Genomic DNA, 23,633 nt, shown 5'->3' on the forward strand with positions numbered 1-23,633 from the left:
GTGCACCGCAGGACATCGAAGGGGTGTCCTGCGGTGCACTCCGCGTCTGTAAGCCGTCACCTGTCAGGTAGCCGCCTGCGGCAGTTTCCGCCAGGCCACGGCCAACCGGTCGGCCATCGCGTGCTGGTCCCACAGCTCCGCGAGATCGTCGGGCATGGCCGCGTCGTAGAGCTCCAGCCGGGCGGCGGCGGGCACGCGCCACCACCGGTCACGTGCGGCGTCCGCCTCCGTCACCTTCAGCCCCAGGTTCTCGCGGGTCAGGTCCGACACGCGACCGCTGTCCTCGACGCCGGGCAGACCGGCCAGCAGCAGGGCCGCCGCCGCGCGGTCGAGATCGGTGGCCGCCGCAAGCCGCTCGGCGGCGGCCGGCTCGAACGGCACCGGGTCACGCCGCTCCAGCTCGGCGACCAGCGCTTTCAGCCGCTTGGCCGTGGCCCAGCCCGAAGCGACCGGGCGGACGTCGATGTAACCGTCCGGGCGCGGCACGTCGCCGCGTTGCAGGAACGCCTTGATCGTGTAGTTGCCGTCGTCGTGCGAACGGGCCCAGTCGCCGAAGTGCATGGCGATGTCCAGCGGCAGCAGCCGGCCTTCCGCGGTGGACAGCGCCTTCGGTGACTCATGGTCGTGCAGGCCGCGCTGGAGTGACGGATCGAGCAGCGGAGACGAGGCCCAGAACTTCAGCAGCGCGGTCAGCGCGGTGCGCTGCGCAGCCGGGGTGACGGCGCCGGCCGCGCGGACGGCGAGGCCGCCGATGCGGCCGGCCAGCTCGGTCCAGTCGTACTGGCTGCGGTGGATGTCCCAGTGCGCCATCGCCGTCTCGCCGTCGATCGAGCCCGAGAAGAACGCTGCGGCCAGTTCGACCTGCCGCACCAGGCCCCCGTGACCCTCGCCGAAGTGGCTGACCAGCCCGTACAGTGCGTCGTCCAGGTCCGGTCCCGACACCTCCAGCTGCTTGGGTACGGCTGGTTCGAGCACCTTCAGCAGCCTGTTCCGATCCGGGATCCGGCGGGCCGCCTCCTTGACGATCCCCACGATGCCGTCTCGGAGCAGCGGATGGCTGACGTCGGGCAGCAGGCGCCCGATCGCTTCCCGCAGCGTCGACTCGGAGGTGGCCGCCGCTGCCAGCAGCCCGCGCACGGTGTCCTCGGATATCTCCCGCAGCGCCCGGGAGCCCGGCAGGTCGCGGGGCGTCAGGAAGTGCCAGAACGCCTTCGGTGGCATGCGGACCGTGCCCGCGGCCATCGGGTCGGGATCGTCCATGACGACCCGGTCCGGGTCCGTCATCCAGGCCCGCCAGTACGCCTCGCCGGTCTGCGGATCGCGGGCGGTGACGCTGTAGACGTGGTAGTGGGTGTGGCTGTCCAGCAGCAGCCGCCCGTCCGAGCCCGGCACGTCGAGCAGCCCCCAGGGGACCACGCCCGGGACGGTGGCCGGGACGGTGCCGTGCACGCCGTCGATCCGGTGGTAGCCGACCTCTCCCGTGCGGCGGTTGCGGGCGACCCGGAAGCCGAGGTGGGTGCCGTCGGTGCCCAGGGGGGATGTCGCGGTGCCGGGGGCGACCGGGGCCAGCGACGACCGCCCGATCTGCCAGTGCTCGTCCTCGCCGAGCAGGGCCGGGTCCAGGAACGCCGGCAGGCCCGGCTCGCCGAGCTCCTCGGTGACCGGGTCGATGGGACGCACCCGGGAGCCCGCGCCCTCGCCCGTGTACCACCAGAAGGTCCGACCGTCGTGGAACATGTGCCCGTCGGGGCCCAGGCGGTTGTCGCCCACGGACAGCAGCCGGGGACCGTGGGACGGCAGCGGGGCACCCGTGAACCGCTGGACGCGGGGTCCCACGAAGGTGTAGCCGGCGCGCTTCCTCTCGCCGTACCGCCACCGCCACGAGGTCTCGTGCTCCATGTGGAGCTGCTGGGGCGCGCCGGACCAGTACAGCGTCTGCGTCTGGTTGACCGCGTGGAACACCAGGAACTCGCCGGCGGAGAAGAACACCCGGACGTCGTAGCTGAACTGGCTGGCGTTCGACGGCACCTTCAGCTGGTGCTCCATGATGCGTCCGCCGGGCCCGACCGCGATGGCCTTGCGCTGGTTGTGCACGGTCAGGATGGGCCAGCTCGCCCGGCACCAGGTCTTCCTGCCCAGCTCGGCGGCGGCCTGGTCCAGCGCGTCCCAGCCGTATTCGTCGAAGATGCCCGCGCGCAGCGTCCTGGTCAGCGGGGTGACCATGTCGACGGCGGCGAGCCGCGCCGGCAGGTCCGGCATATGCGCGACCGCCTGCCTGCTCAGCGTTCCGTGGAGCCATTCGAACGCGTCCAGGGCGGTCTGGAGTCCGCTGGACGCGGCCCAGCGCAGCCGGCTGTCGACGATGTCGCGCAGGAAGGGGCGGAGCGGCTCGATCGTCCACTCCGTCCGCCACCGCTCGTCATAGCCCGAGTACCCCTTGTCCTCGACGATGGACCTGGTCAGCGGGGTGGCGAACCGGTCGTCGGCGGTCAGCGCCACCAGGTCGACCCGGTTCTGGTCCGACCAGTGCGCCAGCAGCAGGTGCGGATCGGGGTCCGCCACCGCGATGCCCGCGGCCAGGCAGCCGCCGATGACGGCCGCGTCGATGTGGGTCGTGCCGTTCCCGAGCGGCAGCGGGCGGCTCTCCGGAGCAACCCGGTCGGCCAGCCGCGGCAGCAGGTCCAGCAGCTTCTGGGGCGCCTTGGGGGCGCGCCGGCCGCCGCCGTAGCGGCGGAGCATCCGGGAAAGCCATGCGCCGGTGTCGTCGCCGAGTTCGTCGAAGGCGGCCACCTCGTCGAGGAGGGTGACCCACCAGGCGTCCAGGTCCGAGTACGGAAGCTCGGCCAGCCGCCACAGCAGGCGCCTCTTCACGGGGGCAGAGCCGGCCATGGCGGCGACCCAGGTCTTGCGCTGGGAGGTCCAGAAGCTCTCCGAGGCCCGCCACAGCGCCGGCGCGTCCAACAGCGCCGCCAGCACAAGCCCGTGCTCTTCGGCCACGTCGAGACCGGCGGCCTTGGCCAGCTTGCCGAGCTGCTTGAACATGTCGGGCCAGGGCGGCAGCCCCCCGAGGGTGCGGCGCACGGCCAGCTCGCGCAGTTCCCGGTAGGCCGCCGCGGGGTCCGGCGACCGGCTCAGGTCGGCGACGTACGCCTTGATGTCCTTGGCCGACAGGGCTCCGGCAAGGGCGAACTCCAGGAACACCGCGCTGCGCCGCACCGGGTCGACGGCCGTGACGTGCTGCTCGGCGGCGCGGGCCCGGCCGAACATCATCGCGGCCTGCCGGTGCCGCTCGGCGGCGATGAACGCCCGGCCCACCTGTTCCCAGTAGACGGGGAGGTGGTCGTCCGGAAGGGTGGCGGCGAGCGCCTGATAGATGTCGAGCGCAGGACCCGGCTTGGGCCTGGCCAGCAGCTCGGCGCGTGCCATCTTGGGAGCGGCGTCCAGCGCGACCTGGGCATGGGCGGGGTCGTGGACGACGGCCCAGGCCGGGTAGCCCAACTCCCCCCTGCGCCCGGCCGCCACCGGGGCGCCGACGTCGGGCGCGGCGAACCCCGCGGCGGCCAGCACCCGATCCTCGCCGGGCGCGGTGGCGTCCCCGCACAGCAGGACCACGGGCCGGGCGCCGAGCCTGGGGTGGTGGTAGCGGCGGGCCGTGACCGGTTCGCCGCCCGGTGTGCCGACGGGCGCCAGACCCGCCTCCAGCGCGGTCGCTTCACTTCCGGGTGGGATCACTTCACTGCCGGGTGTGATCGTTTCACTGCTGCTCATCGGGCTGCCTTCCCTCGTGGATCAGCGCGGCCATGCGGACGCCTTCGGACCAGGCCACCGGGCCCACCTCGGCGAGCGTGAGGGGACGTTCCGCCGCGTCGACCCACACCAGTCGCCCGGTCGTGGTCGGTTCCTTGGGATCGTCGGCGCCCACCCAGTAACGGGCCTGCACCCGCACGCCGTCGTCGGCGACGTCCAGCACCGCGGAGCCGCCGCGTACCGCGAACCCGTGCTCGGCGGCGCGCGCCGTGGCCTGCTGCAACCGCTCGAAACGGCCACCGGCGTAGTCGTCGACGCTGGTGGCCTCGGGCTGGGCCTCGGCCGGGCGCCGGTGGGTCTGCCGGGTCAACTGCGGGATGCCCTGCGCGGCGTCCTGGCTCTCCAGCACCTTGCGCCACCGATCGGCGTCGAGCAGATGCACGGGGTGCGGCAGCGTCACCGGCCCCGGCGACGCGGTGAACGTCGCGCCGTCCAGCCCGGTCAGTGTGGTGCGCCCCGCCTCGGTCACGTCCGCCAGCAGGCCCGTCTGCCCGTCGACGGTCACCACCAGGTGCTCCAGGCAGCACCGCCAGGCCGGGTCGGGCCAGACGCGGGCCAGCAGCGCGGCGGGTATCGGCACGCCGGCGAGCAGCCATGAGTCGACGGTGGCCCGGCACGTCGACTCGTGCCGCACCAGCCGCTCGCGCAGCTCGGACAGCTCCTCCCCGACGGTGCTGTAGCGCGCCGTCCTGGGGACGGACTTCAGGATCTGTCCGTTGCTCTTGCGGCATCTGAGGGTGGTTCCGTCCAGCGCCAGCTCATGGCCGTGGGCCGCGGGAATCCATGTGAGGGGATGTGACATGGCGAGACTGTGTCAGATCCCGCTGACAATCGGTCCGGTGCGCTACCGGGTACGGGAGGGATCCCGGGGCCCCGGTGTATACCCGAACGATGAGACGCAACGCGTGGACGGTCGTGGCGGCCGCCGTCGTGGGGGTATTGGCGGGGTGTTCCGCCTCTCCTGCGCCCGAGCACACATGCGAGGAGCGGGACCGGGCCGCGGTCCGCCTTCCCGGGACCGAACTGCCGGTCACGGTCCACCCGCTCGCCCGCCTCCCGCAGGGCATGACCGATCAGGAGATCGAGGCGGCGCTGCCGCCCGCGAAGGAGCAGTCCTCCTACGAGGACCAGGCGATGCGCGAGCTGATGAGGAAGACGCTCCGCATGGTGGGCGCCAAGGGCGAGATGCGGCCGGGCCGGTGCGAGGAGCACGTCTTCGCGGAGGGGGAGGCCGGAGACTACCGCTGCACCGTGCGGTACGGGGACTTCGAGACGGTGTGGCGGGTGGAGTTCTCCGGCGGCTCCATGACGGACGTGACGGGCACGATGTCGATGCGGAGCTGGCTGGTCACCGGCCTGCTGACGGCCCCGAACGTCTACGCCTCATACGGCCATGCGTCCCAGAAGGAAGCCGGCCTGCGCTGCGACAAGATGCCGAAGGTTTTCCGGGTCGAGGTGGCCAAGCCCACCCGCTACGAGTGCCAGTCCGTGTTCTGGTGGTGCTCCGACGGCCGGTGGGAGGGCGACCGGAGAAACGTGTCCGTCGGGATCGACGCCCAGGGAGACGTCGCTTTCGACCCGCGGGACGACTAGCGTGATCCGGCCGCCCTCGTGTGTCAGTCTCCGGAAGCGAACGGGAGGAAGGTCGCCCAGGTGGCGGGGGCGAAGGCGAGGCGGGGGCCCGTGGGGTTCTTGGAGTCGCGGACGAGGATGGTGGCGGGGACGGTGGCCACTTCTACGCAGGATGGGCCGTCTGCCGTGCTGTAGGTGCTCTTCGTCCAGGCCACTTCGAGGCAGTCGGGGCCGTCCGCGCCGCTGTAACTGCTTTTTATCCAGGTGAACGCTGGGGCGTTCCCGAGGTGGGGCTTGAGGTTCATGCGTCTCCCAGCATGTGCTTGATGAAGTCCAGTGACTCTTGCGGGGTGAGCGCCTGAGATCGCAGGACCCCATAACGAATGGCAAGGATCGGGGTGAGCTTCGGTTCCACGATCGCACGGCTGACGAACTGCACTTCGTTGTACCCAACAGTGGTGCCGTCCTTAAGCCTCAGTACGCGGAACGGTCCGTCCATGCCGGCATTGCCTTGTCGGTCCAAGGGCATGACCTGGATATCAACGTTCGGTCGCTCCCCGAGGTGTAACAGCCGTTCGAGTTGCTTGTGCATCACCATTTTGCCCCCGTAGGGGCGTCGTAGCGTTGACTCGCACTGAATGAAACTGAAGACGGGCGTTGCAGCAGGGGAGTCGAAGATCTCCTGGCGAGACAGCCGAGCGGCGAGCCTCTGCTCCATCTCCTGGTCCGTGAACGGCGGTCTGCGAGCACCGAACACTGCGCTTGCGTACTCTGGGATCTGCAACAACCCGTGGATTACGGAATTATTGAAGGCACACAGCTCGATTGCCTCCGCCTCCACCTTCTTCAGATCCCGTACCTTTTTCGGGTACCGGACCTCCGCCACGTCCTTCTTCATCGCCGAGATCCGGCCGTTCGCGTCCAGCACCTCGTCCGCTTTGTCCAGGTACTCGGGCCGAGGGATGCGCTTTCCCCGCTCGACGGAGGAGACCTGCTCCTCCCCGTACCCGATGGCTGTCCCGAACTCGGCCTGTGTGAGGCCGGCCGCTTCCCGCGCATACTTGAGTTGTCGCCCGACGGTCCGCATCACGGCACCGGCCTCGTCGTCACCGTCCAGTTCCGCGTCCCACTCGCCCATGTCTGCCGCCTCCCCATCGTGTGCTTGCGTGTCCAACCCCGGACGCCCGTGCCCGGTCACCCCGTACAGCCCGTACGGAACCGGGGGACCCGCGGACAACCCCGTCCGCACGGGCGCCATTGCTTCACACGCTAGGCACACGCGAACACGCTGAGCGACATGAACCGTCAGAACATCACCACCGTGAGTGATCGAACCCAGCATGGAACGGCGCCTGAACCGGGGTTCGAATACTCCGTACCGCTCTCCGCCACCCCCCGCGGTGCCCGTCTCGCCCGGCTGCTGGCCACCGCCCGGCTCTGCACCTGGGGCCTCGCGCCGGACCCGGCGCGGCTCCTCGTGGCCGAACTCGCCGCGAACGCCGTCACGCACGGCCGCGTGCAGGGACGGAACTTCCTGTTCGGCATGAGCGTGACCGTGGCGGGGGCACTGCGGATCGAGGTCACCGACACCCGGGGTGCGGAACTGCCCGTGCCGGGGCGCGCCGCCGACGACCCGCTTGCCGACTGCGGGCGCGGGTTGCTGCTGGTGGGGGAGTTGGCGGACCGGTGGGGTGTGCGGTGCGGGCCGGTGCCGCGCAAGACCGTGTGGGCGGAGATCGACCTGCCGCCCGTGACGTGAAGGTCGAACGGGGGCGGGCGGGGGTGGCCCGCGGCAGGACCGCGGGCCACCGTGTCAGCACTCGGGCACGCCCGGGAGCTTGGCGTTCGGATCGTTGATGTAGATGTTGGTGATGAAACCGCCCTGGTCGCGCAGCTTGCTCCACCAGTTGTTGGTGTAGCCCTCGGCGGTGACCGTGTCGCCCTGCTTCTGGCAGACGACGATGACCGAGGTGGGACCGGGGAGCGTGGTGACGACGGGCGAGTCGAGGGTGGCGTCGGCGTGCACGCGCACGTCGGTTCCCCAGGTCATGTAGGGCGTGCCCGTGCCGTCTCCGCAGCCGTTGTCGCTGGTCAGATAGGACTGGTTGTACGACGAGGGGTAGGGCAGGGCGGTGCCGTTGATGCGGATGGTCTGCCCGACTCCGTTGAGCAGCTGCTCGTAGTGGATGTGCGGCCCGGTGGTGTTGCCGGTGCTGCCGGTGACACCGATCTGCTGGCCCTGCGCCACCTGGGCGCCGCTCGGCACCGAGTAGGCGGACAGGTGGAAGTAGTACGTCTTCCAGCCGCCGCCGTGGTCGATGGCGATGTAGTTGCCCGCACCGCCGGGCTCCGACAGCCGGGTCGCCGTGCCGGCCGCGGAGGCCAGTACGGGGGTTCCGTTGGTGGTGCCGCCGTCGGCGCGGATGAAGTCCAACGCGCGGCGTACCTCGCCGGAGAAGTGGGCGTAGGTCCACTTCTGGCCGCACGGGAACGGTGCCTTGAAGGTCGGCTCCGCGTGCGCCTGCACGGGCAGGACGATCATGCCGATGGTGGCGGCGAGCAGGGCGCCGAGGGTCGCCGCGAAACGCTTCAGCCGGGTCGACTGCACCCCCTGCGTCTTCGGCACCCTCCGCGTCTTCTGCATGCTCTGCGTCCTCCGCATCCTCGTCGTCCTCATGCGCATTCGGGGACCCCGGGGAGCCACTGGTCGTCGACGGCGATGAAGATGTTGGAGATGTAGCCCTTGTAGTCGGGCAGGTACGACCAGGCGTCGTTGGTGTAGCCGTCGTACGTCACCGTCTGGCCGTGCTTCTGGCACTCCACGTTGACCTGCGTCGGGCCCGACAGCGTGGCGACGACGGACGAGTCGGTGGTGGCGTCGGCGCGGATGTTCACGCCCGAGCCCCAGGTCGGGAAGCTGGTTCCGGTGCTGCCGCCGCCGTCGCCCGTCCACAGGTAGGTGACGGTCACCCAGCCGTTGTTGTTCAGGCCGATGTTGTAGAACGTGCCGTCCGCGAGGTCGATGCCGGCGGGGTTGGACACCGTGCGGCCGGAGCCGTCCTTACCGCCGTTGTAGCCGTTCTGGTAGGCGGCCTGCGCCTCGGGCAGCCCCTGCGCCAGGTCCTTGAACTGCTCGCGGGTCGCGGAGGGGTTCCAGTAATCGTCGTGGATGTTCCAGGGGCCGACGTCCCACACCGGCGCCGTCTCGCAGCGGGCCGGGCCGCAGACCTCGACCGAGTACGCCGAGCTGCCGTTCGGCGACAGTCCGCGCCGCGACGGCAGGGCCACGAAGTGGTCGTTGCTCTTGATCACGTGCCCGTTCGCGGTGGTGCCGCCCACCAGGCCCTCGCGGGTGGCGTACACCGTCGAGCTGAACGCGGCCGTCGCCGTGGTCGCCGAGCGGGGCCGGGCAACGTTGTCAGCGCTCAGTCGCAGACCGTGCACCGCGGCGCGGCCCGTCGGGTCGTCGAAGGTGATCCGTGCCTGCACCTGCGTCACCGGCCGCGGCAGCACCGCCGCGGTGCCGTCCGCTGCGGTCCGCCACTCGGTCCAGGTTCCGTCGCTCGCCCGGCCCCGGACGTCCACGACGACATCGGCGCCGGAGGGCACGGCCGCGTCGAGGTCGGCGCGCACGCGGTTGACCGGGGTGTCGAGCCCGTGGGCGGAGAGCAACTCGGTTCCGTATCCGGCGCCGGCACCGTCGGACGCCGGGTGGAAGCCCTTGGCGTGCACCTTCAGGTCCCCTGCGGCGTAGCGGACGTTGACGTCGTCCGAGCCGACCTTCGACAGGTCCGCCTGCCAGGAGACGACTGCGGCGGCACCGGAGGTGGGTTCCGGAGCCGCCGCGGTCGCCTGGCCGGATGCGCCCGCCACGCACAACAGGGCGAACGCACCCGCGGCCGCCACCTGTGTGCGGCGGCCTATGTGTCCCTTTCGTCTACTCCCTAAACCGCGCATGCGCGGCCCCCTTTCCGCGTAGGGCCCCACTAATGGGGATCTTCACCCTGTGTCTCCTGATTCACAGAGCGACCGCCACGCTAAGGGGAGGGCGTGCACCTGACAAGGATGTCCGGTGAAAGATGCCGGTGTTCGGTGAAAGATGCCCCTGGGGTGCGCTGACCGGCCGGCCGGTCACTGACCTGATCGCTGATCGCTGGTCCTGGTCAATAACCCTGATCCTGCTCCTGATCGGCTGCCCTAGCACTTCTTCCAGGTGAGGTGGTACGTGCTGGCGGGGGCGTCCGTCGAACGCATCGCGATCAGGCTGGACGAGTGCTGCGTGTCCGAGGTCCCGGCGTCCACGCGGAGTTCCGTGTTGACGTTCAGGTACCGCTGGGCGTCACAGGGTGCCCAGACGAGCTGGTCGGAGGTGTCGTCCGAGGTGCTCCAGTCCCCGTCGTACGGGCCTGTGATGGTGTGGGACTTGACCACACCGCTCGTCGAGCCCTGGAAGAAGTACTCCGACCGCTGGGACCCGGTGGCCCCCGCCTCGATGTGGGCGTGGCCGCTGTAGTCCAGGCCGAAGATGGCGTACGTGTAGCCCGCCGGGGCTTCGACGTCCAGGATGAGCTGGCAGTTCTTCCGGGCGTCGGTCGGCTCGGCGCCGATGCCCGCCAATGCGTAGTAGTTGCTGTAGGTCACGGTGAGGGTGCTGTTGTCCGACGCGACGCTGACTCTGGCCGTCCCTGCCGGACAGCCCGAGCCGTTGACGCTCTCGATGCTGACCTGCGTGGCCTCGGACGGCGCGGCGTCCGGCGTCGTCGCGGCCTGTGCGCCCTGTGCGGAAAGTGCCGCGGCGAACAACGCCACGGCCGCTCCACCGGCGGCAAGGATTTTAGGCATGGTTCTCCCATCGGTTGCATACGGGGGGAGCCGTGCCGAGGAACACGGCACGGCGTGGTGACGTGAGCGGAGGGAGCGACTCCGACCAAGGTGGGAGCGCTCCCATCATCCTAGGGGGGCGCATGCCCGCGATGGAACCCCGGAAGGCGGTGCCTGTGCGATGCATGAGATTCCCGGGCGCGGCGGCGGAAATCACCGGTAAGGACAGGGGCATATGACCGGATGCCGGTGGTGCGGGGTGGCGTGGTGCGGGGTGGCGGGCGGGCTGCCTGCCCGGTTCCTGGGGTGGCGGCGCTACGCCGTCGGTGCGTGTGCGAGGCCGGGACCGCTGCTCATGGCCAGCCGGAGTGCGTGCGCCGGGAACGGGGTCTTCTTGCTCTCCGTGAGCAGGCGGCGGTGGAAGTCGTCCAGGACGAGGGCGGGTCGGGCGTGGCGGTCGATGAGCGCGGCGATCCCGGGCGGAACTCCGTCGGGCCGGCGGCCGGCGACCCAGGCGCGGAGGAACTCCTCGGGTGCGAGGCTGCCGCGCAGGCCGTCGGGCAGGTGATGGCGGAGCAGATGCGTGGGGGCGTAGCAGCGGTCGTACGGCAGGTGGTCGGTGAGGAAGGCCGTCTCCTGCGGTGCCAGTTCGAAGTCCCGGCTCAGCGCCAGTCCGAGGTCGGCGAAGTAGACCTGCCGGCCGTCGGTGAGGAGGTTGGCGAAGTGGGCGTCGAAGTGGACCAGGCCGCGTGAGCTCATGAACGAGGTCCCGTGCGCGAGCGCGTCCTCCACCCATCGGTACGCCGAACCCACGGTCGCCTCGTCCGGTTCGGGTGCCGTGCGTGCGTCGGCGAGCCAGGTGGCGAGCGTTTGCGGTACGTGTTCGAGGAAGAGCACCAGGCTGGCGGAGGCCCGGCCGACGGCCTCCAGGCGCCGACGCACGGCGGGTGACCCCTCCCAGTGCGCCACCGCTCCGTCGATGCCGCCGAACTCGTCGACGAACCCGGTGGGCGGCCGGTCCGGCAGCACCCGCCAGTGGTGCAGGAGCGGGAAGCCGGCGTAGTCGTCGTTCAGGACCCAGCCGGTGGTCATGATGTGTGCGGCCAGTTCCCGCCAGGCGCCGAAGCCGTGCGACCCGACCCCGTACTGGTAGAACAACGGCAACTCGAAGAGGTTCGCCGTCGACCGGACGTGCTCGGGCCGCAACTCGAGGTCGGTCAGCGGGATCCGCTTGACGAACACCCTCTCGCCCTCGACCTCCAGCTCCGACGACCTGCCGCCGAACCCGGAACCGAGCGGCGGCGCGGCGGCCACGGCGTCGCCGAGCCGGCGGTCGCCGTACAGGGACAGGCGGGTGCCGACGGTCACGTGCGCGTGCCGGCGTGCCCGGTACCGGGCTCGGGCCTCGTGCCGGGCTCGGGTCTCTTCCACGGGCGCTCCAGGGTCCGCTGGTCTCCCGGCTCCGGCAGCAGGGGGACGGACGGTCACGAGGACGCACGTGACCTCGGCGCGAGGTCGTGGGCGAGCGTCTCAGGTGCCTCGGTGACCTTACCCAGGCATGCCGCACCCGGGGCCGGGGAAGCCGGCTCCCCTCCGCGGCGCACGTCGCGGAGAGGAGGGGTGGAGACCGGGCGGCGCCGTCAGTTGACGGTCACGGACACCGGCGTCGACGCGGTCGAGCCGTGCACGACGCGTACCTTCACCGTGCCCTTGGTGGTCAGCTTGGCGGTCGCGTTGTAGCGGCCGTCGTGGTTCACGGTCGTCTTGACGTTGTCCAACGGCTTCCACTGGCCGTTGCTGCCCTGCATCTCCACGGTCAGCTCGTCCCCGGGGTTGAGCCCCTTGGTCTGGCCGGTCATCACGACGGTGTCGCCGGCGGTCGCGGTGCTGGGGACCACGAGGAGGGTGATGGAGGCCGCGGCCGTCGGACTGGGCGAGGGACTCTGCGTCGTCGTGCCCTGAGGCGCGTGCGACGCCGCCGCGGGCGTCGCGAACGCGGCACCGGCCCCGCCGGCCAGCAGGCCGGCGCAGGTGCAGGCCACGAGGGCGGTGCGGACGCGGAAGGGCTTCCTGGTGCTTTGCATGGCGCTTCACCTCGTCTGGCTTGCAAGCTGTGGTTTTTCGTGCCTTTTGGGCACAAAATTCAGGTTATGCATGGGTTGCCCGTGCCTGCATCTCGATCTGTGCGGAGCGGGGCCGCGGTGGGGCGCTGTGGGGGCGCACCGACCGGGTGGGGGCCGGCGGACGGGCCGTGCACCGGGCGTAGCGTAGGGAGCATGACGACGTACGGTTCCTTCCCCGCGGCGCGGCCCCGGCGGCTGCGCCGCTCCCCGGTGATGCGGCGCATGGTGGCCGAGACCCGGCTGCACCCGGCCGACCTGATCCTCCCCGCCTTCGTGCGGGAGGGCATCAGCGCACCCGTGGAGATCGGCTCGATGCCCGGCGTGTACCAGCACACCCGTGACAGCCTGCGCAAGGCCGCCGCCGAGGCCGTGGCCGCGGGAGTCTCCGGGATCATGCTGTTCGGGGTGCCGGAGGACGCCAAGAAGGACGCCGTCGGGTCCGTCGGGACCGACCCGGACGGGATCTTGCAGCAGGCGCTGCGCGATGTGCGTGCCGAGGTCGGCGACGAGCTGCTCGTGATGTCGGACCTGTGCCTGGACGAGTTCACCGACCACGGCCACTGCGGTGTCCTCGACGCGCAGGGCCGCGTCGACAACGACGCCACCCTGGAGCGGTACGCGGAGATGGCCCGGGTGCAGGCCGGGGCCGGGGCCCATGTCGTCGGGCCGAGCGGCATGATGGACGGCCAGATCGGCGTCATCCGGTCCGCCCTCGACGGGGCCGGCCACCAGGACGTGGCGATCCTCGCCTACACCGTCAAGTACTCCTCCGCGTTCTTCGGGCCCTTCCGGGAGGCCGTCGCCTCCTCGTTGCAGGGCGACCGCAAGACCTACCAGCAGGACCCGGCCAACGCCCGTGACTCCCTGCGCGAACTCGCCCTCGACCTCGAAGAGGGCGCCGACATGGTGATGGTCAAGCCCGCGGGCCCCTACCTGGACATCCTGGCCCGGGTCGCGGACGCCGCCGACGTGCCGGTGGCCGCGTACCAGATCTCCGGCGAGTACGCGATGATCGAGGCCGCCGCGCAACGGGGTTGGATCGACCGCGACGCAGCGATCATGGAGACCCTGCTCGGCATCAAGCGGGCCGGCGCGAGCATGATCCTGACGTACTGGGCGACGGAGGTCGCACGCCGGCTCTGATCCTGGACGCGCACGAACGCTGTTTGATGGGATGCCGTTCATGACGATCCGGGTCGTGATCGCCGACGACGAAGAACTGCTGCGTACCGGCTTCCGTCTGGTGATCGACTCCTGGGACGGCCTGGCGGTGGTGGGCGAGGCGGGAGACGGCCGGCAGGCGTTGCAGGTGATCGACCGCATGCGGCCGGACGTGGTGCTGATGGACCTCCGGATGCCCGGCATGGACGGGATCGAGGCCACCCGGCAGATCGTGGCCTCCGGCAGCGCGGCCAGGGTCCTGATGCTGACCACGTTCGACGAGGACGAGCACGTGCTGGCGGCGCTGCGGGCGGGCGCCAGCGGCTTCCTGCTCAAGGAGATGGAGTCCACCGAGCTGGTGGCGGCGATCCGGGCCGCGGTGCGCGGCGACACGCTGCTCGCACCGGGCCTGACCGGCCGTCTGCTGGAGCGGTTCCTGCGCACCGCGCCGGACGGGCCCACGACGCCGCCCGCGCTGGCGGGCCTGTCCGCACGCGAGATCGAGGTGCTCACCCTGATCGGGCAGGCGCTGTCCAACGCGGAGATAGCCCGTCGGCTGTCCCTGTCCGAGGCCACGGTCAAGCGGCACGTTGCCGCGGTGCTGCGCAAGCTGGGCCTGCGGGATCGCGTCCAGGCGGTGGTCGCCGCCTATGACCACGGTCTCGTTCGGCCGCGCGGTTCGTGAGCCCCTCCCAGGACGGGACCGTCCTCCTCAAGGAGGAGACGCCCGGCGGGTGATCCTCGTGGTCCATCCCGAAGTGCGCCGCCAGGCCGATCACGGGCCGGCGGTGGCGCCGTAGCGTCGCAGGTGTGATGGATGCCCTGCCCTACCGGATGTACCTGCTGGCCTACGACGAGGCGGCGCGCGGCCCCTACGACCGCACCCGCACCGGATTCCTCGTCCGCGTCGCCGCACTCGTCGACCTCACCCTGCGCGGCCATCTGGCGGAGCGCGAAGGTGAGGTGCGGGTGACCGAACCCGGACCGGTCGGCGATCCGGTCCTGGACCGTGTGCTGGACGAGGTGGCCGCGGCCGCGCACGGCTGGAAGCACCTGGCGCGGCGACACCGGACGCAGACCCTGCACGACGTCGAGGACCAGCTTGCGGCCGGCGGACGGCTCACCGTCGCGCCGGGCCGGATCCCGGTGCTGTCCGGACGGCATACGACGGTGCAGGACCCGGGCACCGTACGGGCGTTGCGCGCGCACGTGACCGCGGTCCTGCACGCCACCACTTCGGCACACGAGGTCGCCCCGGAGGATGCCGCGCTGGTGGCGCTGGCCGCCGCCGGCCGGATCGGCTCCGTGCTGTCCGGACCGGACCAGCGCCGGCACCATGCGCGGATCGACGACCTGACCGGCCGGCTCGGGGAACTCGCGCCGGGGCTGGAGACGGCCGTGCGCGGCCTGCGCACCACCATGATCGCCGCGCAGGGGGGTATGGGCGGGAGCTGATCCGCCTCCCGTCTCCCTCATCCCTCCTCCCTCATCCTCCCCCCGCGAGCACCCGATCCGAGTTGGAAGGCGTACACCGATGGCATTAGGGCGAGCAGGGCGAGTTGCGCGAGCAGCGCGACCAGCGCGAGTGGGGCCAGTAGCGCGAGTGGGGCGAGTGGGGCGAGTGGAGCCAGTAGCGCGAGTGGGGCGAGTGGGGCGAGTGGAGCCAGTAGCGCGAGTGGGGCGAGTGGGGCGAGTGGGGCGGTGGACGGCGGTGCTGGCGTGTGCCGTGTTGGCCTTCGCCGCGACGCCGGCCCGGGCGGGGACACCCGAGGCCCGGCAGGTTGCCGCACCCGGCTCACCCACCGCCACCGTTCCCTCCAACGCCCCCGTCACCTCCAGCGCTCCCGTCACCTCCAACGCCCCCGTCACCTCCAGCGCTCCCGTCACCTCCGGCACACCCGTCGTGCGCACCCGGGCCGGTGCCGTGCGCGGCACCGCGGGGGAGGGCTACCGCACCTTCGACGGCATCCCGTACGCCGCGCCTCCGGTCGGCTCCCTGCGCTGGGCGCCACCGCACCCCGCGTCCCCGTGGCGGGGCGTGCGGGACGCCACCCGCCCCGCCAGCGCCTGCCCGCAGCCGGCCGGCGAGGTACCCGGTGGCAGCGTCGACGAGGACTGCCTCTACCTGAACGTGACCGCGCCCGACGCCGCCCGTCCGGACCGCCCGATGCCCGTGATCGTGTGGGTGCACGGCGGTGGCTTCAGCACCGGCGCGGGCAGTTCCTACGACGCCCATCGCCTCGCCACGCGCGGCAACGTCGTGGTGGTCACCCTCAACTACCGCCTCGGCGCCCTCGGCTTCCTGGCCCACGGCGGCCTGCCGGGCTCCGGCACCTTCGGACTCGCCGACCAGCAGGCGGCGCTGCGCTGGGTGCGCGCGAACATCGGCGCGTTCGGCGGGGACCGGCACAACCTCACCCTGGCCGGCGAGTCCGCAGGCGGCTTCAGCGTGTGCGCCCAGCTCGCCTCGCCCACCGCCGTCGGCCTGTTCGACCGCGCCCTCATCGAGAGCGGACCGTGCACCGGCCGCGCCGACCGCCCCTTCGCGCCGTCCGCCATCTCCCGCACGGCGGCCGACGCCGCCGGGGCGAAGCTGGCGAAGGCGGTGGGCTGCGGCGCCGTCCGGCACGTCGTGACCTGCCTGCGACGGGTGAGCCCTGCGCGGCTGCTCGCCGCCCAGGACGTCGACCAGCAGCCCGCCTACGCCACCGGCCTCCTGCCCCGCGACCCGAGCACCGCGCTGGCCCACGGTGCCGTGCACCACGTGCCCGTCCTCATCGGCTCCAACCACGACGAGGGAAACGGCTGGGCCGCCGCCATCGTCCAGGCCGGCGTCCGCATCACCCCCGCCAACTGGCCCGAAACGGTGGCCGACTTCCTTCCCGACCCCGCCCAGGCTCCCACCGTCGCCCGCACCTACCCGGTCACCGAGACGAACGGCGGACCGGTCCTGGGCGCGGTCATCGGAGACGGCAACTACTCCTGCCCGACCCTGCGAACCGGCGCGCTCCTCGCGGGCCGTGTCCCTCTCTGGCGCTACGAGTTCGCCGACGAGCACGCCCCGCCGCTCACCTCCACGCCCACCCCGTTCCCGCTCGGCGCCCCGCACGCCAGCGAGCTGACCTACCTCTTCGACCTCGGCGGCCTGCCCCGCGCCATGACCCCCGCCCAGCACCGTCTCGCCGACACCATGATCGACTACTGGAGCGGTTTCGCCCGTACCGGCAACCCCAACTCCCCGAACGCCCCCGCCTGGCCGGCCGATTCCGTCCAGTCCCTGGTCCCGGACCACACCGGCCCCACGGACACGACCGCCACCGCCCACCACTGCGCCCTGTGGAACACCCTGCCCTGACTGGGCAGGACGGACGGCACTGGACGGGACTGGACGGGACTGGATGCGATTGGGCTGGACTGCTGCGACGGACGTCCACATGTCGATACGATATTGACCGAAATATGGACGGCCGATTTACTTCGGCGCATGATGGATCCGAGCGTTCAGCGAGATGTCGACGTCGTGGTCATCGGTGGCGGGGCGGCAGGTCTCCAAGCCGCTCTCGTACTTGCGCGGTCCCGGCGCAGCGTTGTCGTCGTGGATGCCGGCGCGCCGCGCAACGCCGGAGCGTCGGCGGTGCACAACCTGGCCGGTCACGAGGGGATCGATCCCCATGAGCTGCTCGGCCGCGCACGCTCGGACGCCCGCGGCTACGGCGCCGAGATCGTCACCGCTTCGGTGACCGCGGCGCACCGGGCCGACGGGCGCTGGCTGGTGCGGACGGAGACCGGGACCGCGGATCCGCTGCGAGCGCGGGCCCTGGTGTTCGCCACGGGGGTGGTCGAAGAACTGCCCGAGGTGCCGGGGCTGGCCGACCTGTGGGGCGGGGACGTCGTCTCGTGCCCTTACTGCCATGGCTGGGAGGTCCGGGACCAGCCGGTCGCGGTCGTCGGCAGCGGTCCGCGCGCCTGGCAGCAACTCCTGCTGCTGCGGCGCTTCACCGAAGACCTCGCCCTGGTCGGCAACGGGCCGACCGGGCTGGAGCGCGGGCAGCTCGACCATCTGCGGCGGACCGGAGTCGCGGTCCACGAGGAGCCGGTCGACCGGGTGGTCTCGAAGGGCGGGCGACTGTACGGGATCGCCTTCGCGAACGGTGCCGTTCTCCAGCGGGCCGCGGTGTTCGCCGCCACCACGCGCCGTCAGGCCACCGAGCTGCCCGCGACGCTGGGCTGCGAGGTCTCCTCCGCCGCCATCGTCGCCGACGACGAGGGCCGCACCGGCGTGTCGGGTGTGTGGGCGGCAGGCAGTTGCGCCCGACCGTCCCTGACCGTCGCCGGGTCGGTCGGCCATGCCACGACCACCGCGATAGCGGTGAACAACGCCCTCATCATGGAGGAGTTGGAGCTGGCGCCGGAGTTGGAGCCGCAGTCGCAGTCGCAGTCGCAGTCGCAGCTTCGCTGAGGCGCGTGGGGTGGGGGTGGGCCCCGGTGGGAAGAACCCACCCCCGGGAGTGCGGTCGGCGGACGTTCAGTGGACGTTCAGGGAGGTGTCGTCGAGGACGAAGGACGTCTGGAGCTTCGAGCCCTCCGTGCCGGTGAACTTGATCGTGACGCTCTGGCCGGCGTAGCCGCTCAGGTCGAGGGTGTGCTGGGTGAAGCCGCCGGCCGCGTTCAGATTGGTGTAGGTGGCCGGGGTGGCGAGGACGGTGCCGCTGGAGTTCAGTACCTGGGCCTTGAGGGAGTCGTAGGCAGTGGACCCGGTCTCGTCCGTGTCGATGTGCAGGTAGTAGCTCAGAGTCGCCGAGCAGCCGGCCGGGATGCTCACCTGCTGGGACAACGTGTCGGTGTGCGCGGTGCCGTAACCGTCCAGCCAGGCCTTGTAGGAGCCGGTGCGGGCGGGCTCGCCGGAGTCGTTCGTGATGACGCTGCCGGATGCCGACCAGGCGGTGTCGCCCGACTCGAAGCCGGGGTTGGCGAGCAGCTGGGCCGCGGTGCAGGTGCCGGGATCCCCCGGATCGCCGGGGTCGCCCGTGCTGCCGTCGCCCGCCAGCCATGCCGTCGCGTTCAGCGCGAGCGCGGCGTCGGTGCCGGCCGGGTCGTTCCAGCCGTCGTAGAGGGTGTCGCCGGAGTGCCCGGTGCCGTCGTCGACGGGGGAGCTGTCGCCCCAGAACGCGACACGGCCGGTGCCGAAGGTGCTGGTGGCGAAGAAGGCGCCGGTGTTGCCCGAGTAACCGGTGCGGTAGACCAGGCCCTTGACGGCGGAGTTGTCCGACGGCTTCAACGTGGCGGTGGCGCCGTTGCGCAGGATGCTGCCCGTGACCGTGCCGAAGCTGCCGTGCAGGACCGGGTTGGAGGAGTCCGAGATGGCCCGCGGGTTGTCGGTGCCGGCGTCGATCGCGTCGATGGAGAAGCCGAACGGGTCGGTGCTGTCGACGGTGTTGTTCGCCATCAGGTCGTTGAGGACCTCGACCGCGTCCTCGCCGTCGTTGTTGCGGTCGGCGCCGGAGTGGTCGGAGATCATGAACAGTCCGCCGCCGTTCTGCACGAACTTCATCACGGCGGTCTTCTCGGCCGCGCTGAGCAGCACGTTCGGCTCCGGCAGCACGAACGTGTCGAAGTTCGTCAGGTCGGTGGCGGCCGATGTGCCGTAGGTGATGCTGCTGCCGGAGGACAGCGTCTTCAGGCTGTAGTCCCCGGTCTTCTGCAACGCGACGCCCCAGGACGACAGCGCGCCGGTCCAGTCCGTCTCGGCGGACGGGCTGGCGTCCTCGCCGAGCGGGTCCGGCTGGCTGGTGCTGATCACCCAGTCGGCGTTGGCCGCGGTCTCCGCCTTCGAGTTGTCGAAGAGGACCCGGTGCGTGGCGGCAGCGGCGGTGGTGGTGGCTGTGGCGTCCGCGGTGGCGTGCGGCGCGGTGGACGTCTGGACGGCGGCCAGCCCGGCGGCGAACAGGCCACCGAGGGCGAGGGCCGCGACGGGTCTACGGCGAAACGTTCCGGTTCCGGGCATCCGTCTTACCTCCGAACAGTGGGGGGCGGGGGCGGGATGGTGGCGGCGGTGCGGATGGTGCGGTGGGGGGTTGTTGCGTGGGGGGTGGTCGACTCTGGCGGGTGCGTCTGCGCGCGTAGATCATGAGCCCGGGGGTGCGGGCCGACGCGCGTAGAACAGGGAGACGTACCGAACGGTACAAGGGCGGGGGGCCGTTGAACAGGCTGCGTCCGCATGACTCGCCCGTACGCCGTGGCCGACGGCCTGGTCGGCCGAGCGCCGCCGCGACGGCGCACAGCACGGGTACGGACGCCGCCGTCGACAGCTGGGGGTACCTCCCACGCCATGAAGGCAGTGGGGGAGGCTTCGCGGGCGAGCAGCCCGGCCACCTGGTAACGCGAGGCGTAGGCGAACAGGTTCTGCGCGGCCGGCAGCGCCGCGATCACCACCACGTCCAGCAGGTCGGCGCCCGCCAGCCGGAAGACCCACGCCCCGAGCACCCAGGCGACCACCGGCTGGGCGACGGACTTGAGCACGACGGAGAGCAGCACCGGATGGCGCTCCGCGCTGCGGCCCGGCAGGGCGCTGCCACGCAGGGAGATGCCGAAAGCGAGCAGGACGGCCGGCACGGACAGGTTGCCCATCAGGGTGAGCGGGGCCAGCACGGGCCCTGGCACGGTCCAGCCGGCCGCCGACCACCGCGACCCCGGACGGCGTGCCCGCGGCGCGGCGGCTGTCTCCCGGGCGGTGGGGTGCGTCTCAGTCCTCTGAATCCTCGCCGGATCGTCTCCGGTAGGCGTCGCGGGTCAGCCGTCAGTCCCCCGGCCCCCGCCGCTCCCGCGGCACCACCTCCACCACCCCCCGGTCCGCGTCCAGCCGCAGCCAGTCGCCGGTGCGGATGGTCGTGACCGGGTCGCGGTCGAGGTCGCTGAGGGTGGGGACGCGGGTGACGACGGCGCCCAGGGCCGACTTCGTCGTGGTCACCGTGAAGATCATGCCGAGGGGGGCGGTGCCCAGGAGGCGGGTGGTCTGGAAGAAGCCGGACCAGCCGGAGGAGCCCTTCGCGCCGGGGAAGACGAGGATCCTGCCGGTGAAGCAGACGCCGAAGAGTTCGTGGCGGCGCTCGATGATGGTGCCGGCCGCGGGGTCGATGCCGCCCCAGCCGGAGATCGTCTCGTGCGAGACCAGCGCCTCGCCCTCCACCACGCCGGGGACGACGGTGCGGCCGTGCAGGGTGAACGGCTCCGGGGCGCGGTGGGCGACGTGTGCCCCGGCGTCCGGGGCGCCGAGTGGCGCCTGACCGGCCGCGGTGCCGAGTGCCGCCTGACCGGCCGTGGGCCGTGCCGAACCGTGCGTCGTGCTCATCGGAGTTCCCCTCCCCAGCGGCCGGTGACCGCCGCGTCGATGCAGTCCTCCAGGGTGCCGAACCAGGCCTCGATGCCGAGGATCGCCGGAAGGTAGTGGGCCTGCTTCGCCGAGTCCGTCGCGAAGACCTTCGTACCGGGCGGCGCCGAACGGGACATGGCCGGGCACGAGTCGACCAGCACTTTCCCGCCGGCGGCCTCGATGACGGCGGTGTAGCCGCTGCGGTCGGCGACGTCCTTCAGGGCGCGTGGGGCCATGATCCACAGCTGGGTTCCGGAGTGCAGCCGCTTGCCGTCCAGCAGGCGGGCCGCTGCCCGTATCTGGTCGACGGAGGCGTGCGGGCAGCCCAGCAGGACGAAGTCGACGTCGGTCGACGTGCCCTGGTTGTTCAGGCTCTCGTAGACCGCACGGCGCTCGGCGGCGCCGAAGACCAGGGGGTCGGGGACCCGCCTGCCGTCGAACGCCTGCGCCACGGTGGCCGCTTCGGGGGTGATGCCCGGAATGTGGTAGAGCTCCACTCCGCCGGATGACGCGCTCGCCGCCCCGAAGTGCTTGAGGTCGGTCAGGTCCGGCCGGGCGAACTCGCCGGTGATCACCGGGCGCCCCTCCTGCACCAGGTCGCCCGTGAAGTAGCCGAGCAGCCCCCAGTCCATGAAGTCCCGCACCGGTACGTCGGCGCGCACGAGATGGGTGCCGAAGCGGTTCTCGGGGATGTGGTTGCCCCAGTACGGGATCTTGCCGGTGAGGCTCGCGGCACCGGTGGAGGCGCCGCCCTCGCAGTTGGTGCGCGCCCCCAGCACCGAGTTGCAGTACACGACCGCCGACGACTCCATCCACGCGCAGTGCTCGCCGCGCACCGGCAGATTGCCCACCTGGTACGGGGTGCAGGTGGCCAGGATGTTGACGCCGCGCCGCCCGGCGAACGCCTCCGCCTGCGTCTGGAGCTCCACGAACTCCTTCGGATACGGCGCGACGCCCACCGAGTCGGGGCCGAAGCCGTGCTGGAGCTGGCAGGTCGGCACCCGCATGTCCGGGATGTCCAGCGTCTCGTCGGCATCGAGGCTGATCACCGAGAACGCCCTGCTCCAGCCGCCCTCGGCGACCAGCCGGGCCTTGGCGGGCGAGGGCTGGGTGGTGGTGCCCGCGACATTGCGGGTGTCGCAGAGCCGTTCGGCGTCCAGCGCCTCGCCGTAGCGGATCAGCAGGTCCATCGCGGCCGCGACCGCGGCGCCCTCGGCGCCGTCCCGCATCGCCTTCTCGTCGTCGCTGAGCCTCATCGCGTGCCCTCCGCCGCGATGCCCTCCGCGGCCAGCGCTGCCGGCGCTTCCGTGGCGCCCGCGTCGGCCGGACCGGTCACCGGGTTCGTCTCGGGTCCGCGGCGCACCGCCATGTGCATCAGCAGCCCGCCGAAGACGATCAGCACGATCGGGGTGTACTCGTACGGCATCAGGTTGCTCAGCCAGAGCAGCTCGAACGTGTACAGGCCGGGCAGGATGAGGCCGAACATGTAGCCGATGCCGTAGCCGCTGGCCCGCACGCCGGCCGGGAAGCGCTCGTTCAGGTAGGCCAGGATCACGCCGAGCGGCGCGGACGGAATCACCTTCGCCACCAGGTAGATCACCACCGTCAGCCAGGCGGGCTGACCTCCGCCGCGGGCCAGTGCGAGCGCCGTGAACGCGCCGCCCACCACGAACGTCATGACCAGCGACCAGATCATCAGCAGCCGCCGGCGCCCGATCCGCTGCCCGACCTTCGCCAGCACCAGGATCAGGGCGATGGTCAGCACGGACGCGATCAGCTCGGCCGTGGTGCTCAGGTTGGCGCTGGACCCCAACACCTGCACCAGCAGCGTCGGCAGGAACGACACCGACATCTGCGTGGCGAACCAGTAGCCGCAGGTGAACAGGAACACGCTGAGGATCAGCTTCCGGTGCGTGGTGAACAGCTCCACGACCGGCTGCCGCCCGCCCTCCGCACGACGCTGCGCGAACACCTCCGCGTCCTCGTGCACCCTGCGGTACGACCACAGGTAGACCAGGCCCAGCAGGAAGCCGAGCAGGAACGGCAGCCGCCAGCCCCAGGAGAGGAAGCTGCCCTCGGGCACGACGTTCAGCATCACCAGCAGCAGCGAGTTGATCACCAGGAACGAGCCGGGCGCCCCGGCGCCGATCAGCCCGCCGACCCAGCCACGCCGCTCCGGCCCCGCCTGCTCCAGCGCGAGCGGCATCGGCGCCGCATAGCCGCCGGCCAGGAAGACGCCGCTGATCAGGCGCAGAGTCGCGAAGACCGCGATGGCGCCGTAGCCCCAGGCGGCATGCCCCGGCAGCAACCCCATCAGCAGGGTGGCGATGGTGAAGCCCCAGCCGCTGATCAACGTGGTCCGCTTGCGGCCGATACGGTCGGATATGTTGCCGAAGATCACACTGCCGATGGGCCGGCCGAGCAGTCCGACGGTGAACATGAGCGTGGTCATGGTGGCCCGGGTCTCGGCGGGCATGCCCTTCGGCATGAAGTACGCCATGGCGGCGGGCAGCACCAGAGCGGGCAGATACACGTCGAAGCTGTCGACGAACATCGAGAACGCACCCGCACGAGCGGAACGCCGCGCGTCGGCTTCACTGACTCGAGCGGCGGAACGGGCTTCGGACAGCGTCATCGCAGACTCCTGAAGGCCGGGGACGGGGAGGGGACTGGCGGGGGGGGGGGGGGGGGGGGGGGGGGGGCCCCCCCCGGGGGGGGCGTGGGGGGGGGGGGGGGGGATGCGGGGGGGGAGGGGACCAGGGGGGGTCGGGGGGCGGGGG

20 protein-coding genes and 1 pseudogene are annotated in these 23,633 nt (G+C 71.6%); 7 read left to right on the top strand and 14 right to left on the bottom strand.

The genetic code is table 11. The annotated features are described in order from the left end of the window. Positions 1-63 precede the first annotated feature (63 nt). Positions 64-3,768, bottom strand: coding sequence for a hypothetical protein (locus tag NQO67_RS41040; RefSeq protein WP_255955684.1), 3,705 nt, complete (start codon positions 3,766-3,768; stop codon positions 64-66). Continuing rightward, positions 3,755-4,609 (bottom strand): DUF4132 domain-containing protein, encoded by an 855-nt coding sequence (locus tag NQO67_RS41045; protein WP_255955685.1) that lies wholly within the window; start codon positions 4,607-4,609, stop codon positions 3,755-3,757. Before NQO67_RS41045 ends, NQO67_RS41040 begins: the two co-directional genes overlap by 14 nt. Before the next feature lie 89 nt (positions 4,610-4,698). Between NQO67_RS41045 and NQO67_RS41050 the strand changes: the two genes are divergently transcribed. Beyond that, positions 4,699-5,400, top strand: coding sequence for a hypothetical protein (locus NQO67_RS41050; RefSeq protein ID WP_255955686.1), 702 nt, complete (start codon positions 4,699-4,701; stop codon positions 5,398-5,400). A gap of 23 nt (positions 5,401-5,423) precedes the next feature. On the opposite strand, the gene NQO67_RS41055 is transcribed toward NQO67_RS41050, so the two are convergent. Next, entirely contained in the window at positions 5,424-5,684 is a 261-nt protein-coding gene (locus NQO67_RS41055) for a DUF397 domain-containing protein (RefSeq protein WP_255955687.1), read from the bottom strand. Continuing rightward, positions 5,681-6,517: a helix-turn-helix domain-containing protein gene (locus tag NQO67_RS41060; RefSeq protein WP_255955688.1), complete on the bottom strand. Its 837-nt coding sequence runs from the start codon at positions 6,515-6,517 to the stop codon at positions 5,681-5,683. The genes NQO67_RS41055 and NQO67_RS41060 overlap by 4 nt, the downstream gene beginning before the upstream one ends. A gap of 159 nt (positions 6,518-6,676) precedes the next feature. Between NQO67_RS41060 and NQO67_RS41065 the strand changes: the two genes are divergently transcribed. Then, on the top strand, positions 6,677-7,138 hold the full coding sequence (locus tag NQO67_RS41065) for an ATP-binding protein (protein ID WP_255955690.1): 462 nt from the start codon (positions 6,677-6,679) through the stop codon (positions 7,136-7,138). 54 nt (positions 7,139-7,192) lie between these two features. Here the strand turns inward: NQO67_RS41065 and NQO67_RS41070 are convergent, their stop codons facing one another. The 5 genes from NQO67_RS41070 to NQO67_RS41090 form a co-directional block, all read right to left on the bottom strand. After that, entirely contained in the window at positions 7,193-8,023 is an 831-nt protein-coding gene (locus NQO67_RS41070) for a M23 family metallopeptidase (RefSeq protein ID WP_374119292.1), read from the bottom strand. Between the two features lie 29 nt (positions 8,024-8,052). Next, positions 8,053-9,252, bottom strand: coding sequence for a DUF8814 domain-containing protein (locus NQO67_RS41075; protein WP_255955691.1), 1,200 nt, complete (start codon positions 9,250-9,252; stop codon positions 8,053-8,055). Positions 9,253-9,576: 324 nt separating this feature from the next. After that, positions 9,577-10,221 (bottom strand): DUF4360 domain-containing protein, encoded by a 645-nt coding sequence (locus NQO67_RS41080; RefSeq protein ID WP_255955692.1) that lies wholly within the window; start codon positions 10,219-10,221, stop codon positions 9,577-9,579. Between the two features lie 294 nt (positions 10,222-10,515). After that, positions 10,516-11,631 carry a protein kinase family protein gene (locus NQO67_RS41085; RefSeq protein ID WP_255955693.1) on the bottom strand — a complete coding sequence of 372 codons (1,116 nt, stop codon included), beginning with the start codon at positions 11,629-11,631 and terminating at the stop codon, positions 10,516-10,518. 209 nt (positions 11,632-11,840) lie between these two features. After that, positions 11,841-12,284, bottom strand: a complete 444-nt coding sequence (locus NQO67_RS41090) for a hypothetical protein (protein ID WP_255955694.1) — start codon at positions 12,282-12,284, stop codon at positions 11,841-11,843. Positions 12,285-12,476: 192 nt separating this feature from the next. Here NQO67_RS41090 and hemB point away from each other — a divergent pair, with 192 nt between their 5' ends. The 5 genes from hemB to NQO67_RS41115 all read left to right on the top strand — a co-directional run bounded on the left by hemB (position 12,477) and on the right by NQO67_RS41115 (position 17,943). Then, a complete protein-coding gene (hemB, locus tag NQO67_RS41095) occupies positions 12,477-13,466 on the top strand; it encodes a porphobilinogen synthase (protein ID WP_255955695.1) in 990 nt (329 codons plus the stop codon). Positions 13,467-13,506: 40 nt separating this feature from the next. Continuing rightward, the gene (locus NQO67_RS41100) at positions 13,507-14,169 is read left to right on the top strand and encodes a response regulator (protein ID WP_255955696.1); all 663 of its coding nucleotides are present in this window, start codon (positions 13,507-13,509) and stop codon (positions 14,167-14,169) included. Between the two features lie 128 nt (positions 14,170-14,297). Beyond that, a complete protein-coding gene (locus NQO67_RS41105) occupies positions 14,298-14,939 on the top strand; it encodes a GOLPH3/VPS74 family protein (RefSeq protein ID WP_305126904.1) in 642 nt (213 codons plus the stop codon). 271 nt (positions 14,940-15,210) lie between these two features. Continuing rightward, positions 15,211-16,839, top strand: coding sequence for a carboxylesterase/lipase family protein (locus NQO67_RS41110; protein ID WP_255955698.1), 1,629 nt, complete (start codon positions 15,211-15,213; stop codon positions 16,837-16,839). Positions 16,840-16,971: 132 nt separating this feature from the next. Then, the gene (locus NQO67_RS41115) at positions 16,972-17,943 is read left to right on the top strand and encodes an NAD(P)/FAD-dependent oxidoreductase (protein ID WP_255955707.1); all 972 of its coding nucleotides are present in this window, start codon (positions 16,972-16,974) and stop codon (positions 17,941-17,943) included. Between the two features lie 66 nt (positions 17,944-18,009). Here the strand turns inward: NQO67_RS41115 and NQO67_RS41120 are convergent, their stop codons facing one another. From NQO67_RS41120 to NQO67_RS41140, 5 genes and pseudogenes are all read right to left on the bottom strand, one after another. Then, the gene (locus NQO67_RS41120) at positions 18,010-19,488 is read right to left on the bottom strand and encodes a hydrolase (RefSeq protein ID WP_255955700.1); all 1,479 of its coding nucleotides are present in this window, start codon (positions 19,486-19,488) and stop codon (positions 18,010-18,012) included. A 250-nt stretch (positions 19,489-19,738) separates the two neighbouring features. Then, positions 19,739-20,193, bottom strand: a pseudogene (locus NQO67_RS41125) (AEC family transporter); the annotation flags it as partial. 87 nt (positions 20,194-20,280) lie between these two features. Continuing rightward, positions 20,281-20,832: an aconitase X swivel domain-containing protein gene (locus NQO67_RS41130; RefSeq protein WP_255955701.1), complete on the bottom strand. Its 552-nt coding sequence runs from the start codon at positions 20,830-20,832 to the stop codon at positions 20,281-20,283. After that, entirely contained in the window at positions 20,829-22,109 is a 1,281-nt protein-coding gene (locus NQO67_RS41135; RefSeq protein ID WP_255955702.1) for an aconitase X, read from the bottom strand. The genes NQO67_RS41130 and NQO67_RS41135 overlap by 4 nt, the downstream gene beginning before the upstream one ends. Continuing rightward, positions 22,106-23,488: an MFS transporter gene (locus tag NQO67_RS41140; RefSeq protein ID WP_255955703.1), complete on the bottom strand. Its 1,383-nt coding sequence runs from the start codon at positions 23,486-23,488 to the stop codon at positions 22,106-22,108. Before NQO67_RS41140 ends, NQO67_RS41135 begins: the two co-directional genes overlap by 4 nt. Between the last annotated feature and the right edge of the window lie 145 nt (positions 23,489-23,633).

The organism is Streptomyces odontomachi (assembly GCF_024435355.1).
Lineage (GTDB): Bacteria > Actinomycetota > Actinomycetes > Streptomycetales > Streptomycetaceae > Streptomyces > Streptomyces odontomachi.

Coding starts and splice junctions, on each gene's coding strand:
- NQO67_RS41040 (WP_255955684.1), bottom strand. CDS start 3,768: ATGAGCAGCAGTGAAACGATCACACCCGGCAGTGAAGTGATCCCACCC.
- NQO67_RS41045 (WP_255955685.1), bottom strand. CDS start 4,609: ATGTCACATCCCCTCACATGGATTCCCGCGGCCCACGGCCATGAGCTG.
- NQO67_RS41050 (WP_255955686.1), top strand. CDS start 4,699: ATGAGACGCAACGCGTGGACGGTCGTGGCGGCCGCCGTCGTGGGGGTA.
- NQO67_RS41055 (WP_255955687.1), bottom strand. CDS start 5,684: ATGAACCTCAAGCCCCACCTCGGGAACGCCCCAGCGTTCACCTGGATA.
- NQO67_RS41060 (WP_255955688.1), bottom strand. CDS start 6,517: ATGGGCGAGTGGGACGCGGAACTGGACGGTGACGACGAGGCCGGTGCC.
- NQO67_RS41065 (WP_255955690.1), top strand. CDS start 6,677: ATGAACCGTCAGAACATCACCACCGTGAGTGATCGAACCCAGCATGGA.
- NQO67_RS41070 (WP_374119292.1), bottom strand. CDS start 8,023: ATGCAGAAGACGCGGAGGGTGCCGAAGACGCAGGGGGTGCAGTCGACC.
- NQO67_RS41080 (WP_255955692.1), bottom strand. CDS start 10,221: ATGCCTAAAATCCTTGCCGCCGGTGGAGCGGCCGTGGCGTTGTTCGCC.
- NQO67_RS41090 (WP_255955694.1), bottom strand. CDS start 12,284: ATGCAAAGCACCAGGAAGCCCTTCCGCGTCCGCACCGCCCTCGTGGCC.
- hemB (WP_255955695.1), top strand. CDS start 12,477: ATGACGACGTACGGTTCCTTCCCCGCGGCGCGGCCCCGGCGGCTGCGC.
- NQO67_RS41100 (WP_255955696.1), top strand. CDS start 13,507: ATGACGATCCGGGTCGTGATCGCCGACGACGAAGAACTGCTGCGTACC.
- NQO67_RS41105 (WP_305126904.1), top strand. CDS start 14,298: ATGGATGCCCTGCCCTACCGGATGTACCTGCTGGCCTACGACGAGGCG.
- NQO67_RS41115 (WP_255955707.1), top strand. CDS start 16,972: ATGGATCCGAGCGTTCAGCGAGATGTCGACGTCGTGGTCATCGGTGGC.
- NQO67_RS41120 (WP_255955700.1), bottom strand. CDS start 19,488: ATGCCCGGAACCGGAACGTTTCGCCGTAGACCCGTCGCGGCCCTCGCC.
- NQO67_RS41130 (WP_255955701.1), bottom strand. CDS start 20,832: ATGAGCACGACGCACGGTTCGGCACGGCCCACGGCCGGTCAGGCGGCA.
- NQO67_RS41135 (WP_255955702.1), bottom strand. CDS start 22,109: ATGAGGCTCAGCGACGACGAGAAGGCGATGCGGGACGGCGCCGAGGGC.
- NQO67_RS41140 (WP_255955703.1), bottom strand. CDS start 23,488: ATGACGCTGTCCGAAGCCCGTTCCGCCGCTCGAGTCAGTGAAGCCGAC.